The organism is Enterococcus sulfureus ATCC 49903 (genome assembly GCF_000407605.1).
Taxonomy (GTDB): domain Bacteria; phylum Bacillota; class Bacilli; order Lactobacillales; family Enterococcaceae; genus Enterococcus_G; species Enterococcus_G sulfureus.
Map to the genome: position 1 here is coordinate 365221 of NZ_ASWO01000005.1, position 14498 is coordinate 379718.

A 14498-nucleotide genomic window follows, 5' to 3' on the forward strand; every position below is an offset into this window, starting at 1 on the left:
AAGTATGATACGTGTAAGAAGAAGAAGGGACTGTATTTGATGGAAGAAAAACAAAATAACGTGTTGATTCACGGGATTTTTGAATATTTAGATATCCCGGATGCGATTGCACAAGAAACAATCCAAGAGAATGTCGTATATTGTTATGAAAACGGCTCATGGACACACCATGAACACGAGCAAGAAATCATCCAAGCAACAATGGAACTTGGCTTTCGTCCATTTCTATTGATCCAACAAGATCAAGAAGTCGTGGTGTTGTATGTAGATAAACTAGTTGAAAATGCAGATGCAATCAAAGAAACGCAAAAACAAGCACATGAGCGAGTAAGCCAATGGTTGAAAGACGCTGAAGAAGAATGCTATCATGTGCTAGTCTTTTCAGATAATCAGCTAGTTGATCCTGTACAAAAAGAGGTCGTGATTCGTAAAAATGCTTCACAATCCTTTTCGATTTTGTAAAAAACAACAAGTATGAGAAAATGAAAAAGAGAGAAACGTTTGAATAAAGCGGATTCTTCTCTTTTTTTTGTAGTTTTCTGAAAAAAATATTGCAATCATTCACATTATTCTCTAATATGAGTAAGAGTCGTTTAGATAGAGAGGGTGCATTATGGAAAAGGAACATTTACAAAGAAAACTAGGTGCGCGTCAGATACAAATGATTGCACTTGGAGGAGCCATTGGTGTTGGCTTATTTATGGGATCAGGAGCTACAATTGCGTGGACCGGTCCTTCAGTGATTTTAGCTTATCTAGTAGCGGGTATGTTTTTATATTTGATCATGCGTGCGTTAGGCGAAATGTTGTATATTCAACCAAATTCAGGTTCATTTGCGCATTTTGCTAGCAATTATTTAGGAAAACCATATGGCTATTTGACCGCATGGAGTAATGTATTTGAGTATTTGATTGTAGGGATGAGTGAAATCATTGCAGTCGGAGAATATATGAAGTTTTGGTGGCCAGATCTTCCAGCTTATATTCCAGGGATTATCGCTATTGTGACATTGGGACTGGCTAACTTGATTTCGGTCAAATTTTTTGGGGAATTAGAATTTTGGTTCTCCTTTATTAAAGTCTTTACGATCATTTTAATGATCATTGCTGGATTTGGATTGATCTTCTTTGGATTTGGAAATGGCGGAGAAGCTATCGGATTTTCAAATCTATGGTCGCACGGAGGATTTTTTACAGGTGGAGTAAAAGGATTCTTCTTTGCCTTATCGATTGTGGTCTCTTCCTATCAAGGGATTGAACTGTTAGGTATGACCGCTGGGGAAGCTGAAAATCCACAATCTACCATTACAAAAGCCATTAAATCAACAGTTGGTCGGATTTTAGTCTTTTACGTGGGAGCGATTTTTGTCATCGTGACGGTCTATCCGTGGAATGAATTAACGACGCTAGGTTCACCGTTTGTACAAATCTTTTCCAAAATCGGAATTACGTTTGCGGCAGGATTGATCAATTTCGTGGTCTTGACCGCGGCACTTTCAGGCTGTAATTCAGGAATTTTTAGTTCAAGTCGAATGTTATACAGCATGAGCTTACGTGGTGAAATGCCTAAAGCGTTTAGTAAATTAACTGCTCATGGGGTGCCGTTATTTCCAGTTGTCACGATGTCGGTTGGGATCTTAGTCGGATTTGTTTTGAATGAATTACTCCCCCTTGTTTTACCGAATGTGAGCAATTTGTTTATTGTCGTGTATAGTTCTAGTGTCTTACCTGGGATGATTCCTTGGATCGTCATTTTATTGAGTCAAATCAAATTCAGAGAGCAACATCAAGACCTAATGGCTGATCATCCATTTAAAATGCCATTCTCACCTTATAGCAATTATATCACTCTAGGATTTTTGATGATTGTGTTGATTTTTATGTTGATCAACCCAGAAACTAGAATTTCCTTATTGGTCGGTATCATCTTTTTAATTTTGGTACGTATGGATTACTATCGTCGTTTTGAACGAAGATAACGTATCGAAAGCTTAGTCAATTGTCGTCTTCTTTACGTGTTGCTGGTTGAAGAAGACGACAATTGGATAAGCTTTTTTGTGCTTTTTATCTAATTGTTTTATAATAGAATTATCATAAAAAAGGGGCGTGATAAAGATGAAATGGCAAGCGTTACTTACGAAACGTTCCGAGCGAAAAAAAGAAAAGCTCCGACAGAAAAATGCTAAACTTCGCGCACAAGGAAAAGACCCGCTAAAAGGGTGGAACACGATGGTCGACAGTGGGTATGGTGGAATGAATACCCACACTAGTAAACTCGATACGACGCCTTTTTTATTGGAAGAACAAAACCGGATCAAAAAGACTAATGACAAGGAATAAGGCTTAATTAGAGTTTTTTAAAAGTTTTTTATAAAGCCACAGATCAGGATGTGAAACGATGAGAGAGATAAAAAAATTACGTCAATTTATGACAATTCATCCACAATTAACCCCACAAGAACAGCATATGATCCTTCACTATATTGAAAAAATCGAAACCAATCAAATTCCATTCGAACAAGCACGTATCCAAATGATCAATGAGTTAAGAGAGGCTTCATTAGCGAGTACGCTTTCTATTTCTGGGCGGAAGTTATTGTCCACACTTCAACGTAAAGAATGGTTATTTGGATTATTATCGCAAATGCCGTTTTCTCATCATTGAAATAAAATAACGAGTAGCGCACCAATCAAAAAATCTTAGAAAAAAGATTGACGCTAAAAATTGCTTATGGTATATTCTCTATAACGTTTTGACGTTACCGAAATAACGAAGTAGATTGGTCAATCCCTCTATCAGAAAGTCGATGGTTGCTGTGAATCGATGAAATTGACGAATCGAATTACATTAAAGTAGGTTACAATTGCATAGAGTCAGAGTGGAAAACGAATTGTTTTCAATTAAGGTGGTACCGCGGAATATTCTTTCGCCCTTAGCATAAAGCTAAGGGCGTTTTTTTATACCCTTTAATTGACCAAACTACGAAATTTTGAAATCAGAAAGGAAGAAATATTATGAGTTTTGAAGCATTAAGCAGTCGGATTAATTTAGACTTAGTAAAAAATACCTCGACATTAACGGTGGAACAAGCAGCGTATAAACAACAACGCGATACGGAATTAGCCAATATCATCAAAGGAGAAGATTCACGCTTTCTACTCGTGATTGGCCCTTGTTCAGCAGATAATGAAGTGGCTGTAATGGAATATGCGAAACGTTTGTCTCAATTACAAGAACAAGTAAAAGATAAAATTTTTATCGTTCAACGTGTGTATACAAATAAGCCACGTACTAATGGGGACGGCTATAAAGGTTTATTGTACCAAAAATCACCTGAAGAAGAAGTAGACTTGATCCAAGGCTTGGTGTCTGTACGTAAAATTCATCGTCGCGTGTTGACAGAAACGGGATTAACAACAGCTGACGAAATGTTATATCCTGAAAACTTTGAAGTAGTTTCTGATTTAGTAAGTTATCATGCCGTTGGTGCTCGCTCAGTAGAAGATCAACAACACCGATTTGTTGCAAGCGGAATCGATGCTCCAGTAGGATTGAAAAATCCCACAAGTGGGAACTTATCGATTGCATTCAATGCACTTCATGCTGCACAAAGAAAACAATCCTTTATCTATAATGGAATGGAAGTATTAACAAGTGCCAATCCATTGGCCCATTTGATTTTACGTGGAGGAGTCAACGAATTTGGTAAAGTGATCCCAAATTATCACTACGAAGATTTATTAGAAGCTGCCACACTTTATGAAAAAGAAGCATTCCATAACCCAATGATTATGGTGGATACAAACCATGACAATTCTGGTAAAAAATATTTAGAACAAGTTCGCATTACCAAAGAAATTTTATCTAGTCGTAAATGGAACGATAAAATTGCTAAAACAGTACGCGGCTTGATGATCGAAAGTTATTTAGAAGATGGTCGTGAAGAACCAGGTAAACAAGCATTCGGCCAATCGATTACCGACCCATGTTTAGGATTTGAGAAAACAAAAGAATTAGTAGAGTACATGTATAAAGAACTATAAACAGACACGCGTCGTTTGACGTGTGTTTTTTTTTATCTTTAAAATAGCGTTCTCAATTTTGTTTTCATAGTGAAAAAAAGTAATTTTCCTAATTATTAGATTTTGATGATAAAAAACGTATTAAATTAAAATTAAATGAGTTAAAGTGAACACAAGCCAAATTTCAACCTATCAATGTTTAAAAGGAGGGACAGCAGATGTCACAATTTTTTCAGCCAGAACTTGTTATTCAGTATTTCCCCAAAATCCTAAGTGCCCTACCGATCACGTTAGGTATCGTGATTGTAGCAACGGCTATCGGATTAATACTTGGAGGGCTTATCGCATGTATACGTGTGGAAAAAGTTCCGATCCTGACACAGCTCAGTAGTTTATTTGTTTCTTTTATTCGAGGAACGCCGATCTTAGTACAATTGTATATCGTCTATTACGGGATTCCAGCGTTATTGCAAATAATCGGAGTAGATGTTTCAAATTGGAGTAAATTGATTTTTATTTATATTACGTATGGACTCAATACCGCAGCATTTCAGTCTGAAACGATTCGGGTTGCGATTTTAAGCATTCCTGAACATCAAAAAGAAGCTGCTATCGCATGTGGTTTATCGCAAGGACAATTTTATCGACAAATCCTCTTTCCTCAAATGTTAAAAGTTGCATTACCTTCGTTTGCAACAACTACGATCGCTCTTTTACAAGATACTTCACTAGCCTTTACGATTGGATTGATCGATGTGGTTGGAAAAGCAAAAGCGATTGGTGCAGTGACCTATCATACATTAGAAGGCTATATTGGAGCTGCCATTATCTTTATCGTCTTAAGCTTTACTCTTGAACAAGGTTTTCGCATTTTGGAACGAGTCGTTCAATATGAGCGTGTCGCTCCACTAAGCAAACCACGTTTAGTGTTTTTCAAAAAAAATACCTTACCGACAGGTTACAAAGGAGAAAATATATGAGAAAACAAGCACAGATTATGATGACTACGATCGCGTTACTGACAATCGGTGTGGCATTGGCTGGATGTAATGCTAGCAGTGATGCAAAAGCCGACAGCAAGACGAAAACAATTAAAGTAGGAACAGGAAATGATGCTTTGCCTTATGCCTATTTAGATGAAAATGGAGAATATGATGGGTACGATGTGGCCGTGGTAAAAGCCGTCGCAAAAAAATTACCAGAATATACGTTTGTTTTTGAAGGGGCCGATTTTCCTACGACGTTATCCAATTTAGAAAGCGATAAAGTCACTATGGCTGCTTATGAATATGAAATGAATGATGAACGCAAAGAAAAATTCGTCTATGGCGACGTTGGTTATGCTACATGGGATACGTTTATCGTCTACGATGCAGACAAAAAAGAATCCTATGCCAATTTTGAAGAGTTGAAAGGAAAAAAAGTTTATGTCACAACTGCTACAAACCAAGCTAGCATGGCAGAAAATTATTTAAAAGAACATCCAAAGGCATTCACATTAGTCTATGGGGAATACAATAACGAGCAGATCGTACAGGCCTTGACGTCAGGTGCGGTAGATGCAACGCTAGCACCGAAATATCAAGTTGATAACTATAATCGCACATTCGATACAAATCTAAAAATTGGTGAAAAACCAGTTCATCAATCAGATGCCTATTTGTTATTCAATAAAAAAACAGATGCAGCATTTATTAAACAAGTCAATGATGCGTTAACACAATTAAAAAAAGATGGAACACTAAAGGCACTATCTGAACAATATCTAAAAGGTGATTATGTCAGTAAATAGAAAGTGTGGGGATGAAGATGAGTTTTCATATCGACGTGATGATTCAAACATTGATCGTAGCGAGCCGTTATATCTGGGTTACCTTGTGGATGTCAGGTAGCGCCTTAGTGATTGGAGGGATTTTGGGATTAGGAATTGCTCTGATTCGCTATTTAAACGTTCCAATTCTTGCAAAATGTTGTCAATGGACGATGCCAATCTTTAAAGGAACACCAGTTGTACTATTGATTTTAGGGATGTACTTGATTGCTTCGAAAACATTTGATGACTTTGCACAAATGATGCACTGGACGATTCGCTTTAAAGATTTTCCGATGATGACGATCGTGATTGTAGCGTTAAGTTTTATGGCGATGATCAATAGTAGTGAGATCTTTCGTGGGGTATTTCAAGCTGTGAAACCAGGTCAACTAGATGCTGCACGTTCATTAGGGATGACAAGGAACCAACTCATTATTAGGATTTTACTTCCCCAAGCCTTTCCTGCAGCGATTCCGATGTTGAGCAATCTTTTTATCCAACTGATTAAAGCTTCGGCATTGGCTTCGATGGTAAGTGTCGTGGATGTCTTTTCAGCAGCCAAAATTACAGCACAACAAAATTATCGTTTTTTAGAAGCGTATATCGCGGTCGCTATCGTCTATTGGGGATTAAGCGTGGCGATCGAACAAGTGACAGGTTTATATGAACGTCTCCAAGCAAAAAAATTTAGGAGGATGCCGCTATGAGTTATATCGAAATTCGCCAATTAAAAAAATCGTTTCACAACCATCTTGTACTAGATGGTCTGGATCTAGATATTGAAGAAGGAGAAGTCGTCGTATTGTTAGGGCCAAGTGGCTCAGGAAAAACAACATTCTTACGTTGTTTGAATATCTTAGAGCGACCGGATTCTGGGACGATCAAATTAGATCAGACACAAATCGACGGGATGCGTTTGACTAAAATGAAACGAATGACGTATCAAAAGCAAACGGCGATGGTATTTCAACACTATGCATTGTTTCAAAATAAAAATGCTTTGGAAAATATTACAACACCGTTACGTGCCAGAGGAGCATCTAAAGAACAAGCCTTTGCCACAGCCAACCGGTTATTAGAAGAAGTTGGCTTAGCTCATCGTGCACAATTTTATCCTCATGCATTATCTGGTGGTCAACAGCAACGGATCGGTATTGCTAGAGCACTGGCGTTAGAGCCTAAATTGATGCTATTTGACGAACCTACGAGTGCGCTTGATCCCGAATTGGTACAACAAGTTCTTGTTGTATTAAAAAAAATCGCCCAGCAAAAGCAAACGATGGTTATTGTGACACATGAAATGCGCTTTGCTTATGAAGTAGCTGATCGTATCGTCTTTATGGAACATGGGAAAATTGTGGAGCAAGGGTCTCCAAAACAATTTTTTCACTCACCTCAACAAGAACGAACGAAAGCTTTTGTTGCAAAATTTAGAACACAACTCAACTTAACGAAATTGGAGGATGCAGTATGAAGTATACCTTTGCGAAACGAATTCAACAATTAACCGGATCTCCTTTACGTGAGAATGCTAAAAAACGCCAAGCGACTTCACAAGTAATTTCATTTGCTTATGGCTATCCTTCGATCGAAGCTTTTCCAATGGATACGTTACAAAAAATTTCTAATCGATTGTATACGCAGCTTGATCCAGAATCATTTTTACAATACGGCGCTACAGAAGGAGATCCAGTTTTAAGACGATTGATTGCCAAACGTCTTAAGACGATGTCTTCGATCGATACCACAACAGATCCTTTAATTGTTTCTGGATCGACACAAGCAATCGATTTAGTGATCAAAACGTTATGCAATGAAGGGGATATCGTATTGTGTGAAGCCCAAACCTTTTCGGGAGCTGTCAATGCCATCAAAAGTTACGGTGCTGTGGCACAGGCAGTAGCATTTGATTTTGACAGTCAGTCGATGGATCTAGTGCTTTTAGAGGAACAACTCGCACAAGATGAACAACATAAAATCAAATTGATCTATGTGATTCCCACCTTTCAAAATCCACTCGGCACTTCAATGCCGCTTGAAAAGCGAAAAGCGCTATATGATTTAGCGTGTCGATACGATGTGCTTATTTTAGAAGATGATCCATATGGAGATTTGCTTTATACAGGAAAAGCAATCCCAAAAATCAAAAGTTTTGATCGAGAAGGGCGTGTGATCTACACTGGATCTTTTTCCAAAATTTTAGCCCCTAGTACGCGTTTAGGATTCATTGCTGCAGCAGATCCGTTAATGGAAAAGTTTGGTTTAGTGAAACAAACTGCAGATTCCCATACTAATTTTTATTGGCAAGTGATGTTAGCAGAATTTATGCAACATTATGAGTTTGACGCACACGTCGAACAATTAAAAATGCTATACAAAAAACAAGCCATGACGATGTTACGTGAGCTTGCAACGTGCCCATCAGAACTTTTGACATACATTACACCGACTGGCGGTTACTTTATTTGTTGTCAGTTGAGCGAGAAAGTCGATCCAAGTCGTTTTTATGCATACCTTGAAACACATGGACTGGCTGTGATTCATGGAGATATTATGAGTGTTTCTGGTGTCGGATATGAGACGTATTTTCGTTTGAATTTTACCAAACCTACGATCGAAGAAATCGTGAAAGGATGTGCGATTTTAACTAAAGCCTTGTATCAAGCAAGTCGTATCAATCAACGAATCGGTTAGAAAGGAGAATGCACATGAAAATTATTTATTATGGTGTACAGCCAGAAGAAGAGAAGACGATTCAACAATGGTCGTTTCGCCACCGCATCAGAGTCACCATCGTTTCTGAAGTAATCGATGTAATCAATGTCCATCTTGCCAAAGGGCATCAAGGAGTGTGCTTATTTCCTAGTCAAGACATGCGGACTTCAGAAGAAATCTATCGTGTATTGGCACATTATCAGATTCAAACCATCGCAATCAAGTCAACTGGTGTAGACAGTGTGAATTTTGACTGGGCTAAAAAATATGGACTAACGATCACAAACGTTCCTACGTATAGCCCGACTTCAGTAGGGCATTATGCCGTCATGGCGATTTTGATGGGATTACGTCACCTCCCACAACTCATGCATCAGCAAGGAATGCCCGCAGGTAAAGAAATGAATGAGGTCACGATTGGTTTGGTTGGAATGGGGAGGATTGGGCAAGTCGTGGCAGAGACTTGCCAAGCGCTAGGGGCAAAAGTTATAGCGACAACTCGAACAAAACAAAGTGGACAAGTAGCAGGAATTCAGTATGTGTCGTTAACGCAATTGGTAACGCAATCTGATGTCGTCTCGCTTCATCTTCCGCAAACTAAAGAAAGTTATCATTTATTTGATGAAACTGTATTTGAGCAACTTGCAGACGATGTGGTATTAGTCAATACAGCAAGAGGTGCGATCATAGATACCCAAGCGCTTCTTCACTGGCTTGCGCGCCATCCGTATGCTTCAGTGGTGCTAGATACTTTAGAAGATGAAGAAATATACCGTATGACCAATTATACAGACAATCCTTGGTATCAACGCTTGTCGATTCATCCTCAAGTGATGATCACGCCACATATTGCGTATTATACACAACGAGCGGTAGATGAGATCGTTTGGACGACATTAACGAATACAAAAGATGTCATTACGACAGGAAAGTCAGCAAATCAGGTGTTTTCATAAGGAGGTAAATAATGATTAAAGCGCAGATTAAAGCCTTACGCAAACAGTTTGGGAAACAAGAAGTACTAAAAAATATTGATCTGACGATTCAAGCAGGTGAAGTCATTTGTATCATCGGACCTAGTGGGTCTGGAAAAACGACTTTTTTACGTTGTTTAAACGTACTGGAACAACCAGATGAAGGAGAATATCAATTAGGCGAAGTCCAATATGATTTTGCACGGATTGGACGAAAACAAGCACAAGAAATCGCACGGCAGACTGCAATGGTATTCCAATCCTATGAACTGTTTGAACACTTGACCGTATTAGAAAACATTATGGAAGGCTTACGTGTCGTACAACGCTTGTCTAAGCAAGAAGCAAAGAAAATCGCGACAGAAAATCTAGCAAAAGTTGGGCTGAGCGATAAAGCAGATGCATATCCTATCCAATTATCAGGAGGGCAGCAGCAACGAATAGGGATTGCTCGTGCGATGGCATTGTCTCCAGAAATTTTATTGTTTGATGAACCCACTAGCGCACTTGATCCAGAATTAGTCGATGAAGTGTTAGCTGTCATGCGTCAGTTAGCACATGAAGGACAAACGATGGTGATCGTAACGCACGAAATGCAGTTTGCCCAAGATGTAGCGGATCGTGTGGTCTTTATGGCAGATGGGGTGGTGGTGGAGTCTGGAAGTCCAGAAACGATGTTTCAAACACCGCAAGAAGAACGTACGCAACACTTTTTAGCACAATTACGATTCCAAGAACTTCAAGTGTAAATGATTTGTTTACATAATAAATTTATTGTAAGTGTTATAAAATGTAACATGTAAAGGGAGGTGTGACTTGCATCTTTGTTCTAAGCTCGCTAAAATAGAAAAAAAGGTGAGGTGTAGCGGATGGATGCAATTGATCAAAATATATTGAATATTTTACAACGAAATGCGCGAGAAACAGTCAAACAAATGGCAGAAGAGTGTTTTATTTCTTCGCCGTCCGTATCTGTACGCTTGCAAAATTTAGAAAATCAAGGATATATCAGTTCCTATCAAGCGATTTTAGATTATCAAAAAATCGGGTTTGCTATTAAGGCGTATATTCATTGTGCAGTGAATGCAAAAGATAAAGAGGCATTTTATGGGTATATTGAAGAAATTCCGAATGTCGTAGAGTGTGATTGTATTACGGGCGATTATTCGATGATGTTAAAAGTATATTTTAATAATACTGTTGAATTAGATGAGTTCATTAACCAGTTGCAACGTTTTGGAGATACAAAAACAAATGTCGTATTTTCTACTAGAGTTGCTGCGCGTGGGTTGCAATTAGACCATGAAGAACTTGCGAATAAGAAAATAAAATAATCCATAATAACTGCCATTGTTTGTGTAAACAGTGGTTTTTATTATGGATTACTTGCCGTCCAACGCAAATGCTGTTTATGTGTGAGTTGTTCAAGTTCAAGCTGTTCTAAAATCGAAGTAGGGATGCGTGTTAACTTGATTTTCTTAGGAGCACCGATTGGATGTCCAAATAGCATAAACATTCTAACATAGGTATTTGGTTCTAAAGGAATCGCTGTTTCTCCAGAGCATTCATAGGTCAACTGTTTCATTTCGTGTTGCTTTGTAATTCCTGTCAAATGATAGGTATACGTATAGGAGTCTAAAATCGGTTTTCCTTGATCGTCTAATGTATGGAGTTTTAAAGGGATTTGTTCGGGGACAGACGCGTAGACAACAAACGAATGAGAAAACTCGATCATGGTTTGTGCAATCGTTTGATGAAAATACAGTATCGCACCAAAAAGTACGACACAAAGACCTACAATCCATTTTTTCATACTCGTCATCCTTTCTCTTTTTCTATATAAAACTATACAAAAAAAGAACAAAAAAATTCCATCGAAAAGCGTAACAATTCTGTCACACGTTCGATGGAGTGGTTGGCTAATCGATAAAACATCTAAACTGTGTGACATGTTCGATCAGCGGTTTTTGATTGTGAGTGAATTCGATTTGAACTAAGTGCTCACCGAGTGCTGTTACACTGGCGATTTTATTGCCGTATTGATCTGTAAGGGCTTGGCTTGCTTTTAACGTGTGCAATAAATCGTTGATCGTATGTTCAATATTTTGTGCAGGTGACATTATCATTCCCTCCTTCTTGTTAGTTTCATTATAGCAAATTCTATAAAAAAGCGATTATGTTGAGGTACGTCGTTTTAATTTAGGCTGTTTCAAACGAGCGATCGTTTGCTCGAGTTCGTCTAGTACAAGCGGTTCAGATTCACGTTCACGAAATTCTTCAAAAAGTAAAATCGTATCTTCTGGGTAACGCTTCGTCAATTCCCCAATCGCCCATATTGCGGTAGCACGGATGACCGGACGAGGATCTTTCAAACAACTCATGATTTCAGGTAAATGTTCTTTTGCTCCGAGGTTAGCTAGTGCCATAATAGCATTTCGTTGTAATGGTTTTTTTCCACGCCAAGAACCAGCTAAATGCCCAAATTGTTCTTTGAATTCTTTATTGGATAATTGAAGCATAGGCGCTAGTTTGGGAAATGCTTCATCGATTTTTGGTTCCATTTCTTGGTGGAAATGAAAATCCTTTCCTTGATTATAAGGGCAGACTAATTGGCAAATATCGCAGCCATAAATGATATTGCGAATCTTTTTACGATAGTCTAAGGGCATCATATCTTTTGTTTGCGTTTGATACGAGAGACATTTTTTAGCATTCATTTGGCCATTTCCTAAAAGTGCATTTGTAGGACAGCCAGTAATACAACGCGTACACTCTCCACAGCCGTTTGCAATTGGGGTATCTGCTTCGAATTCTAAATTGGTCACGATCTCACCTAAATAGACAAATGAACCAAATTCTTCGGTGATCAAGAGACCGTTTTTACCAATAAACCCTAATCCAGCACGTTGCGCAACGGCAACATCGATAAATTCCCCCGTATCGACTTCCGCCTTAAATCGAGGATCTTCTTGACTAGCTTCTTGTTTGATGAAGTCGATCAGCTTGTTTAACCGTGATTTCAATACATCGTGATAATCGATTCCCCAAGAAGCTCGTGCAAACTGGCCTCGTTTTTCTTTACGATCTGGTTCTTCATGTAGTCGAGTAGGGTAGGCTAATGCAATCGAAATGATGGATTTGGGTTGCGAAAATGTCAACGCAGGATCAATTCGTTCTTCAATATTTGGATGTTCGAATCCTGAGGTGTGTCCAGCTTCTTTTTGCGCATAAAGTGATTCTTTGTATTCTGTAAACGGTTCTGCGGTGGTAAACCCGATTTTATCAATACCGATTCGTTTACTTTCCGTGATGATCCGTTCTTTTAATGTAGTCATAAACGACCTCTCCTTTACCGTAATCATACCGATAAATCACAAATTATTCAAAGAAATATCGGTCTTTTTCAGATAAAGTATAGTTTCTTTTTTAAATAAATGATAAACTAATGAAAATTACGAGTGAATGAAAAGAGGACTGTTATGACAACACATTATGCAAGTACGCGTGGAGGACAACAAGGCGTCAGTGCTTCACAAGCGATTTTACAAGGCCTAGCCAGTGATGGAGGCTTGTTTGTTCCTGAAGTCTTTCCAGAAATCGCATTAGATTTTGACAAACTCAAAGAACAATCGTATCAAGAGATTGCCTTGTTGATTATGAAAGCTTTTTACAGTGATTTTTCAGAAAAAGAATTAATCGCGTGTATCGAGGCTGCGTACGATGAGAAATTTGATACACCTACGATTGCACCGGTGAAAAAAGTCGGAACAGACTATTACTTAGAATTATTTCACGGTCCAACATTAGCTTTTAAAGACATGGCGTTATCGATTTTACCTTATTTAATGACAACTGCAGCAAAGAAAAATCAATCAACGAATGAATTGGTGATTTTAACTGCAACTTCTGGCGATACTGGTAAAGCTGCAATGGAAGGGTTTGCGGATGTTGAGAATACAAAAATCATTGTCTTTTACCCTAAAGAAGGGGTAAGTAAAATCCAAGAGCAGCAAATGCGTACACAAAAAGGCGACAATACATTTGTTGTTGCGGTAAATGGCAATTTTGATGATGCACAAACACGCGTCAAAGAAATGTTTAATGATACAACATTACGTGATGAATTAGCAGCCAATCAAAAACAATTCTCTTCGGCTAATTCGATCAATATCGGGCGTTTGATTCCTCAGGTAGTCTATTATGTTTATGCATATGCGCAATTGGTCAAAGAAAATGAACTGAAAAATGGTCAAGCGATGGATATCAGTGTACCAACAGGGAATTTTGGAAATATTTTAGCAGGCTATTATGCAAAAAAATTAGGTGTTCCAATCGGGAAATTGATTTGTGCCTCAAATCAAAATAATGTGTTAACCGATTTCTTTACGAATGGTACTTACGATCGTAACCGTGAGTTTTATGTAACAAGCTCTCCTTCGATGGATATCTTGATCTCAAGTAATTTAGAACGTTTGCTGTACGAAGTGTCCAATCAGAGTGCAACAGTGACAAAACAGTTGATGGATGATCTTACGAGTAAAGGAAGTTATGCATTAGATGATACTTTGCGTAAAGGATTGGCCGATTTCTTAGTGGCTTATGCAACTGATGAACAAACACAAGATGCGATCCAAAGGGTGTTTGATCAAGAACGCTACGTGATCGATCCACATACCGCTGTAGCAAAACATGCGTTAGATCAAATGACACAACTTGAAAATCCAGCACTGATCGTCTCAACAGCAAGTCCTTATAAGTTTCCAGAGTCAGTTGTTCGGGCATTTGATGAAGTGAAACAGGTAGAAAATGAATTTGATTGGGTGACGTCACTTTATGAAGAAACGCACTTAACGATTCCTCCAGCGGTTAAGACACTATTTGAATCGCCGATTTTACATGACCGAGTGATTCCAGTCGATGACATGTTAGCTTGCGTGAAAGAGATTTTAAATCTCGATTAAAAAAACGTTCTTA

17 protein-coding genes are annotated in these 14498 nt (G+C 38.4%); 14 read left to right on the plus strand and 3 right to left on the minus strand.

The window, feature by feature from the left end; translation table 11 throughout:
* Positions 1-39 precede the first annotated feature (39 nt).
* The 13 genes from I573_RS07780 to I573_RS07840 all read left to right on the plus strand — a co-directional run bounded on the left by I573_RS07780 (position 40) and on the right by I573_RS07840 (position 10858).
* Positions 40-462 (plus strand): hypothetical protein, encoded by a 423-nt coding sequence (locus I573_RS07780; protein ID WP_016185567.1) that lies wholly within the window; start codon positions 40-42, stop codon positions 460-462.
* A gap of 151 nt (positions 463-613) precedes the next feature.
* On the plus strand, positions 614-1978 hold the full coding sequence (locus tag I573_RS07785; protein ID WP_016185566.1) for an amino acid permease: 1365 nt from the start codon (positions 614-616) through the stop codon (positions 1976-1978).
* 136 nt (positions 1979-2114) lie between these two features.
* Positions 2115-2339 (plus strand): hypothetical protein, encoded by a 225-nt coding sequence (locus tag I573_RS07790; RefSeq protein WP_016185565.1) that lies wholly within the window; start codon positions 2115-2117, stop codon positions 2337-2339.
* Positions 2340-2397: 58 nt separating this feature from the next.
* Positions 2398-2664 carry a hypothetical protein gene (locus I573_RS07795; RefSeq protein WP_016185564.1) on the plus strand — a complete coding sequence of 89 codons (267 nt, stop codon included), beginning with the start codon at positions 2398-2400 and terminating at the stop codon, positions 2662-2664.
* Between the two features lie 350 nt (positions 2665-3014).
* Entirely contained in the window at positions 3015-4043 is a 1029-nt protein-coding gene (locus I573_RS07800) for a 3-deoxy-7-phosphoheptulonate synthase (RefSeq protein ID WP_016185563.1), read from the plus strand.
* Between the two features lie 197 nt (positions 4044-4240).
* Positions 4241-5002, plus strand: a complete 762-nt coding sequence (locus I573_RS07805; RefSeq protein WP_016185562.1) for an amino acid ABC transporter permease — start codon at positions 4241-4243, stop codon at positions 5000-5002.
* The gene (locus I573_RS07810; protein WP_016185561.1) at positions 4999-5814 is read left to right on the plus strand and encodes a transporter substrate-binding domain-containing protein; all 816 of its coding nucleotides are present in this window, start codon (positions 4999-5001) and stop codon (positions 5812-5814) included. The genes I573_RS07805 and I573_RS07810 overlap by 4 nt, the downstream gene beginning before the upstream one ends.
* Positions 5815-5831: 17 nt before the next feature.
* Positions 5832-6542, plus strand: a complete 711-nt coding sequence (locus tag I573_RS07815; protein ID WP_016185560.1) for an amino acid ABC transporter permease — start codon at positions 5832-5834, stop codon at positions 6540-6542.
* Positions 6539-7309 carry an amino acid ABC transporter ATP-binding protein gene (locus I573_RS07820; RefSeq protein ID WP_016185559.1) on the plus strand — a complete coding sequence of 257 codons (771 nt, stop codon included), beginning with the start codon at positions 6539-6541 and terminating at the stop codon, positions 7307-7309. Before I573_RS07815 ends, I573_RS07820 begins: the two co-directional genes overlap by 4 nt.
* Positions 7306-8529 (plus strand): aminotransferase-like domain-containing protein, encoded by a 1224-nt coding sequence (locus I573_RS07825; protein ID WP_016185558.1) that lies wholly within the window; start codon positions 7306-7308, stop codon positions 8527-8529. Before I573_RS07820 ends, I573_RS07825 begins: the two co-directional genes overlap by 4 nt.
* Before the next feature lie 14 nt (positions 8530-8543).
* On the plus strand, positions 8544-9506 hold the full coding sequence (locus I573_RS07830; RefSeq protein ID WP_016185557.1) for an NAD(P)-dependent oxidoreductase: 963 nt from the start codon (positions 8544-8546) through the stop codon (positions 9504-9506).
* A gap of 11 nt (positions 9507-9517) precedes the next feature.
* On the plus strand, positions 9518-10273 hold the full coding sequence (locus I573_RS07835) for an amino acid ABC transporter ATP-binding protein (RefSeq protein WP_016185556.1): 756 nt from the start codon (positions 9518-9520) through the stop codon (positions 10271-10273).
* 120 nt (positions 10274-10393) lie between these two features.
* Positions 10394-10858: an Lrp/AsnC family transcriptional regulator gene (locus I573_RS07840; protein WP_016185555.1), complete on the plus strand. Its 465-nt coding sequence runs from the start codon at positions 10394-10396 to the stop codon at positions 10856-10858.
* A 41-nt stretch (positions 10859-10899) separates the two neighbouring features.
* Here I573_RS07840 and I573_RS07845 read toward each other — a convergent pair whose 3' ends face one another.
* The 3 genes from I573_RS07845 to queG form a co-directional block, all read right to left on the minus strand.
* Entirely contained in the window at positions 10900-11337 is a 438-nt protein-coding gene (locus I573_RS07845; protein WP_016185554.1) for a DUF1093 domain-containing protein, read from the minus strand.
* Between the two features lie 106 nt (positions 11338-11443).
* Positions 11444-11644 carry a hypothetical protein gene (locus I573_RS07850; protein ID WP_016185553.1) on the minus strand — a complete coding sequence of 67 codons (201 nt, stop codon included), beginning with the start codon at positions 11642-11644 and terminating at the stop codon, positions 11444-11446.
* Positions 11645-11698: 54 nt separating this feature from the next.
* Positions 11699-12859: a tRNA epoxyqueuosine(34) reductase QueG gene (gene queG / locus I573_RS07855; protein ID WP_016185552.1), complete on the minus strand. Its 1161-nt coding sequence runs from the start codon at positions 12857-12859 to the stop codon at positions 11699-11701.
* Between the two features lie 144 nt (positions 12860-13003).
* On the opposite strand from queG, the gene thrC reads away from it, so the two are divergent.
* A complete protein-coding gene (gene thrC, locus I573_RS07860; protein WP_016185551.1) occupies positions 13004-14485 on the plus strand; it encodes a threonine synthase in 1482 nt (493 codons plus the stop codon).
* The last annotated feature ends 13 nt before the right edge of the window (positions 14486-14498 follow it).

Bases quoted from the DNA above. Each gene is read 5' to 3' on its own strand.
- I573_RS07780 (WP_016185567.1), top strand. From the start codon at position 40: ATGGAAGAAAAACAAAATAACGTGTTGATTCACGGGATTTTTGAATAT.
- I573_RS07785 (WP_016185566.1), top strand. From the start codon at position 614: ATGGAAAAGGAACATTTACAAAGAAAACTAGGTGCGCGTCAGATACAA.
- I573_RS07790 (WP_016185565.1), top strand. From the start codon at position 2,115: ATGAAATGGCAAGCGTTACTTACGAAACGTTCCGAGCGAAAAAAAGAA.
- I573_RS07795 (WP_016185564.1), top strand. From the start codon at position 2,398: ATGAGAGAGATAAAAAAATTACGTCAATTTATGACAATTCATCCACAA.
- I573_RS07800 (WP_016185563.1), top strand. From the start codon at position 3,015: ATGAGTTTTGAAGCATTAAGCAGTCGGATTAATTTAGACTTAGTAAAA.
- I573_RS07805 (WP_016185562.1), top strand. From the start codon at position 4,241: ATGTCACAATTTTTTCAGCCAGAACTTGTTATTCAGTATTTCCCCAAA.
- I573_RS07810 (WP_016185561.1), top strand. From the start codon at position 4,999: ATGAGAAAACAAGCACAGATTATGATGACTACGATCGCGTTACTGACA.
- I573_RS07815 (WP_016185560.1), top strand. From the start codon at position 5,832: ATGAGTTTTCATATCGACGTGATGATTCAAACATTGATCGTAGCGAGC.
- I573_RS07820 (WP_016185559.1), top strand. From the start codon at position 6,539: ATGAGTTATATCGAAATTCGCCAATTAAAAAAATCGTTTCACAACCAT.
- I573_RS07825 (WP_016185558.1), top strand. From the start codon at position 7,306: ATGAAGTATACCTTTGCGAAACGAATTCAACAATTAACCGGATCTCCT.
- I573_RS07830 (WP_016185557.1), top strand. From the start codon at position 8,544: ATGAAAATTATTTATTATGGTGTACAGCCAGAAGAAGAGAAGACGATT.
- I573_RS07835 (WP_016185556.1), top strand. From the start codon at position 9,518: ATGATTAAAGCGCAGATTAAAGCCTTACGCAAACAGTTTGGGAAACAA.
- I573_RS07840 (WP_016185555.1), top strand. From the start codon at position 10,394: ATGGATGCAATTGATCAAAATATATTGAATATTTTACAACGAAATGCG.
- I573_RS07845 (WP_016185554.1), bottom strand. From the start codon at position 11,337: ATGAAAAAATGGATTGTAGGTCTTTGTGTCGTACTTTTTGGTGCGATA.
- I573_RS07850 (WP_016185553.1), bottom strand. From the start codon at position 11,644: ATGTCACCTGCACAAAATATTGAACATACGATCAACGATTTATTGCAC.
- queG (WP_016185552.1), bottom strand. From the start codon at position 12,859: ATGACTACATTAAAAGAACGGATCATCACGGAAAGTAAACGAATCGGT.
- thrC (WP_016185551.1), top strand. From the start codon at position 13,004: ATGACAACACATTATGCAAGTACGCGTGGAGGACAACAAGGCGTCAGT.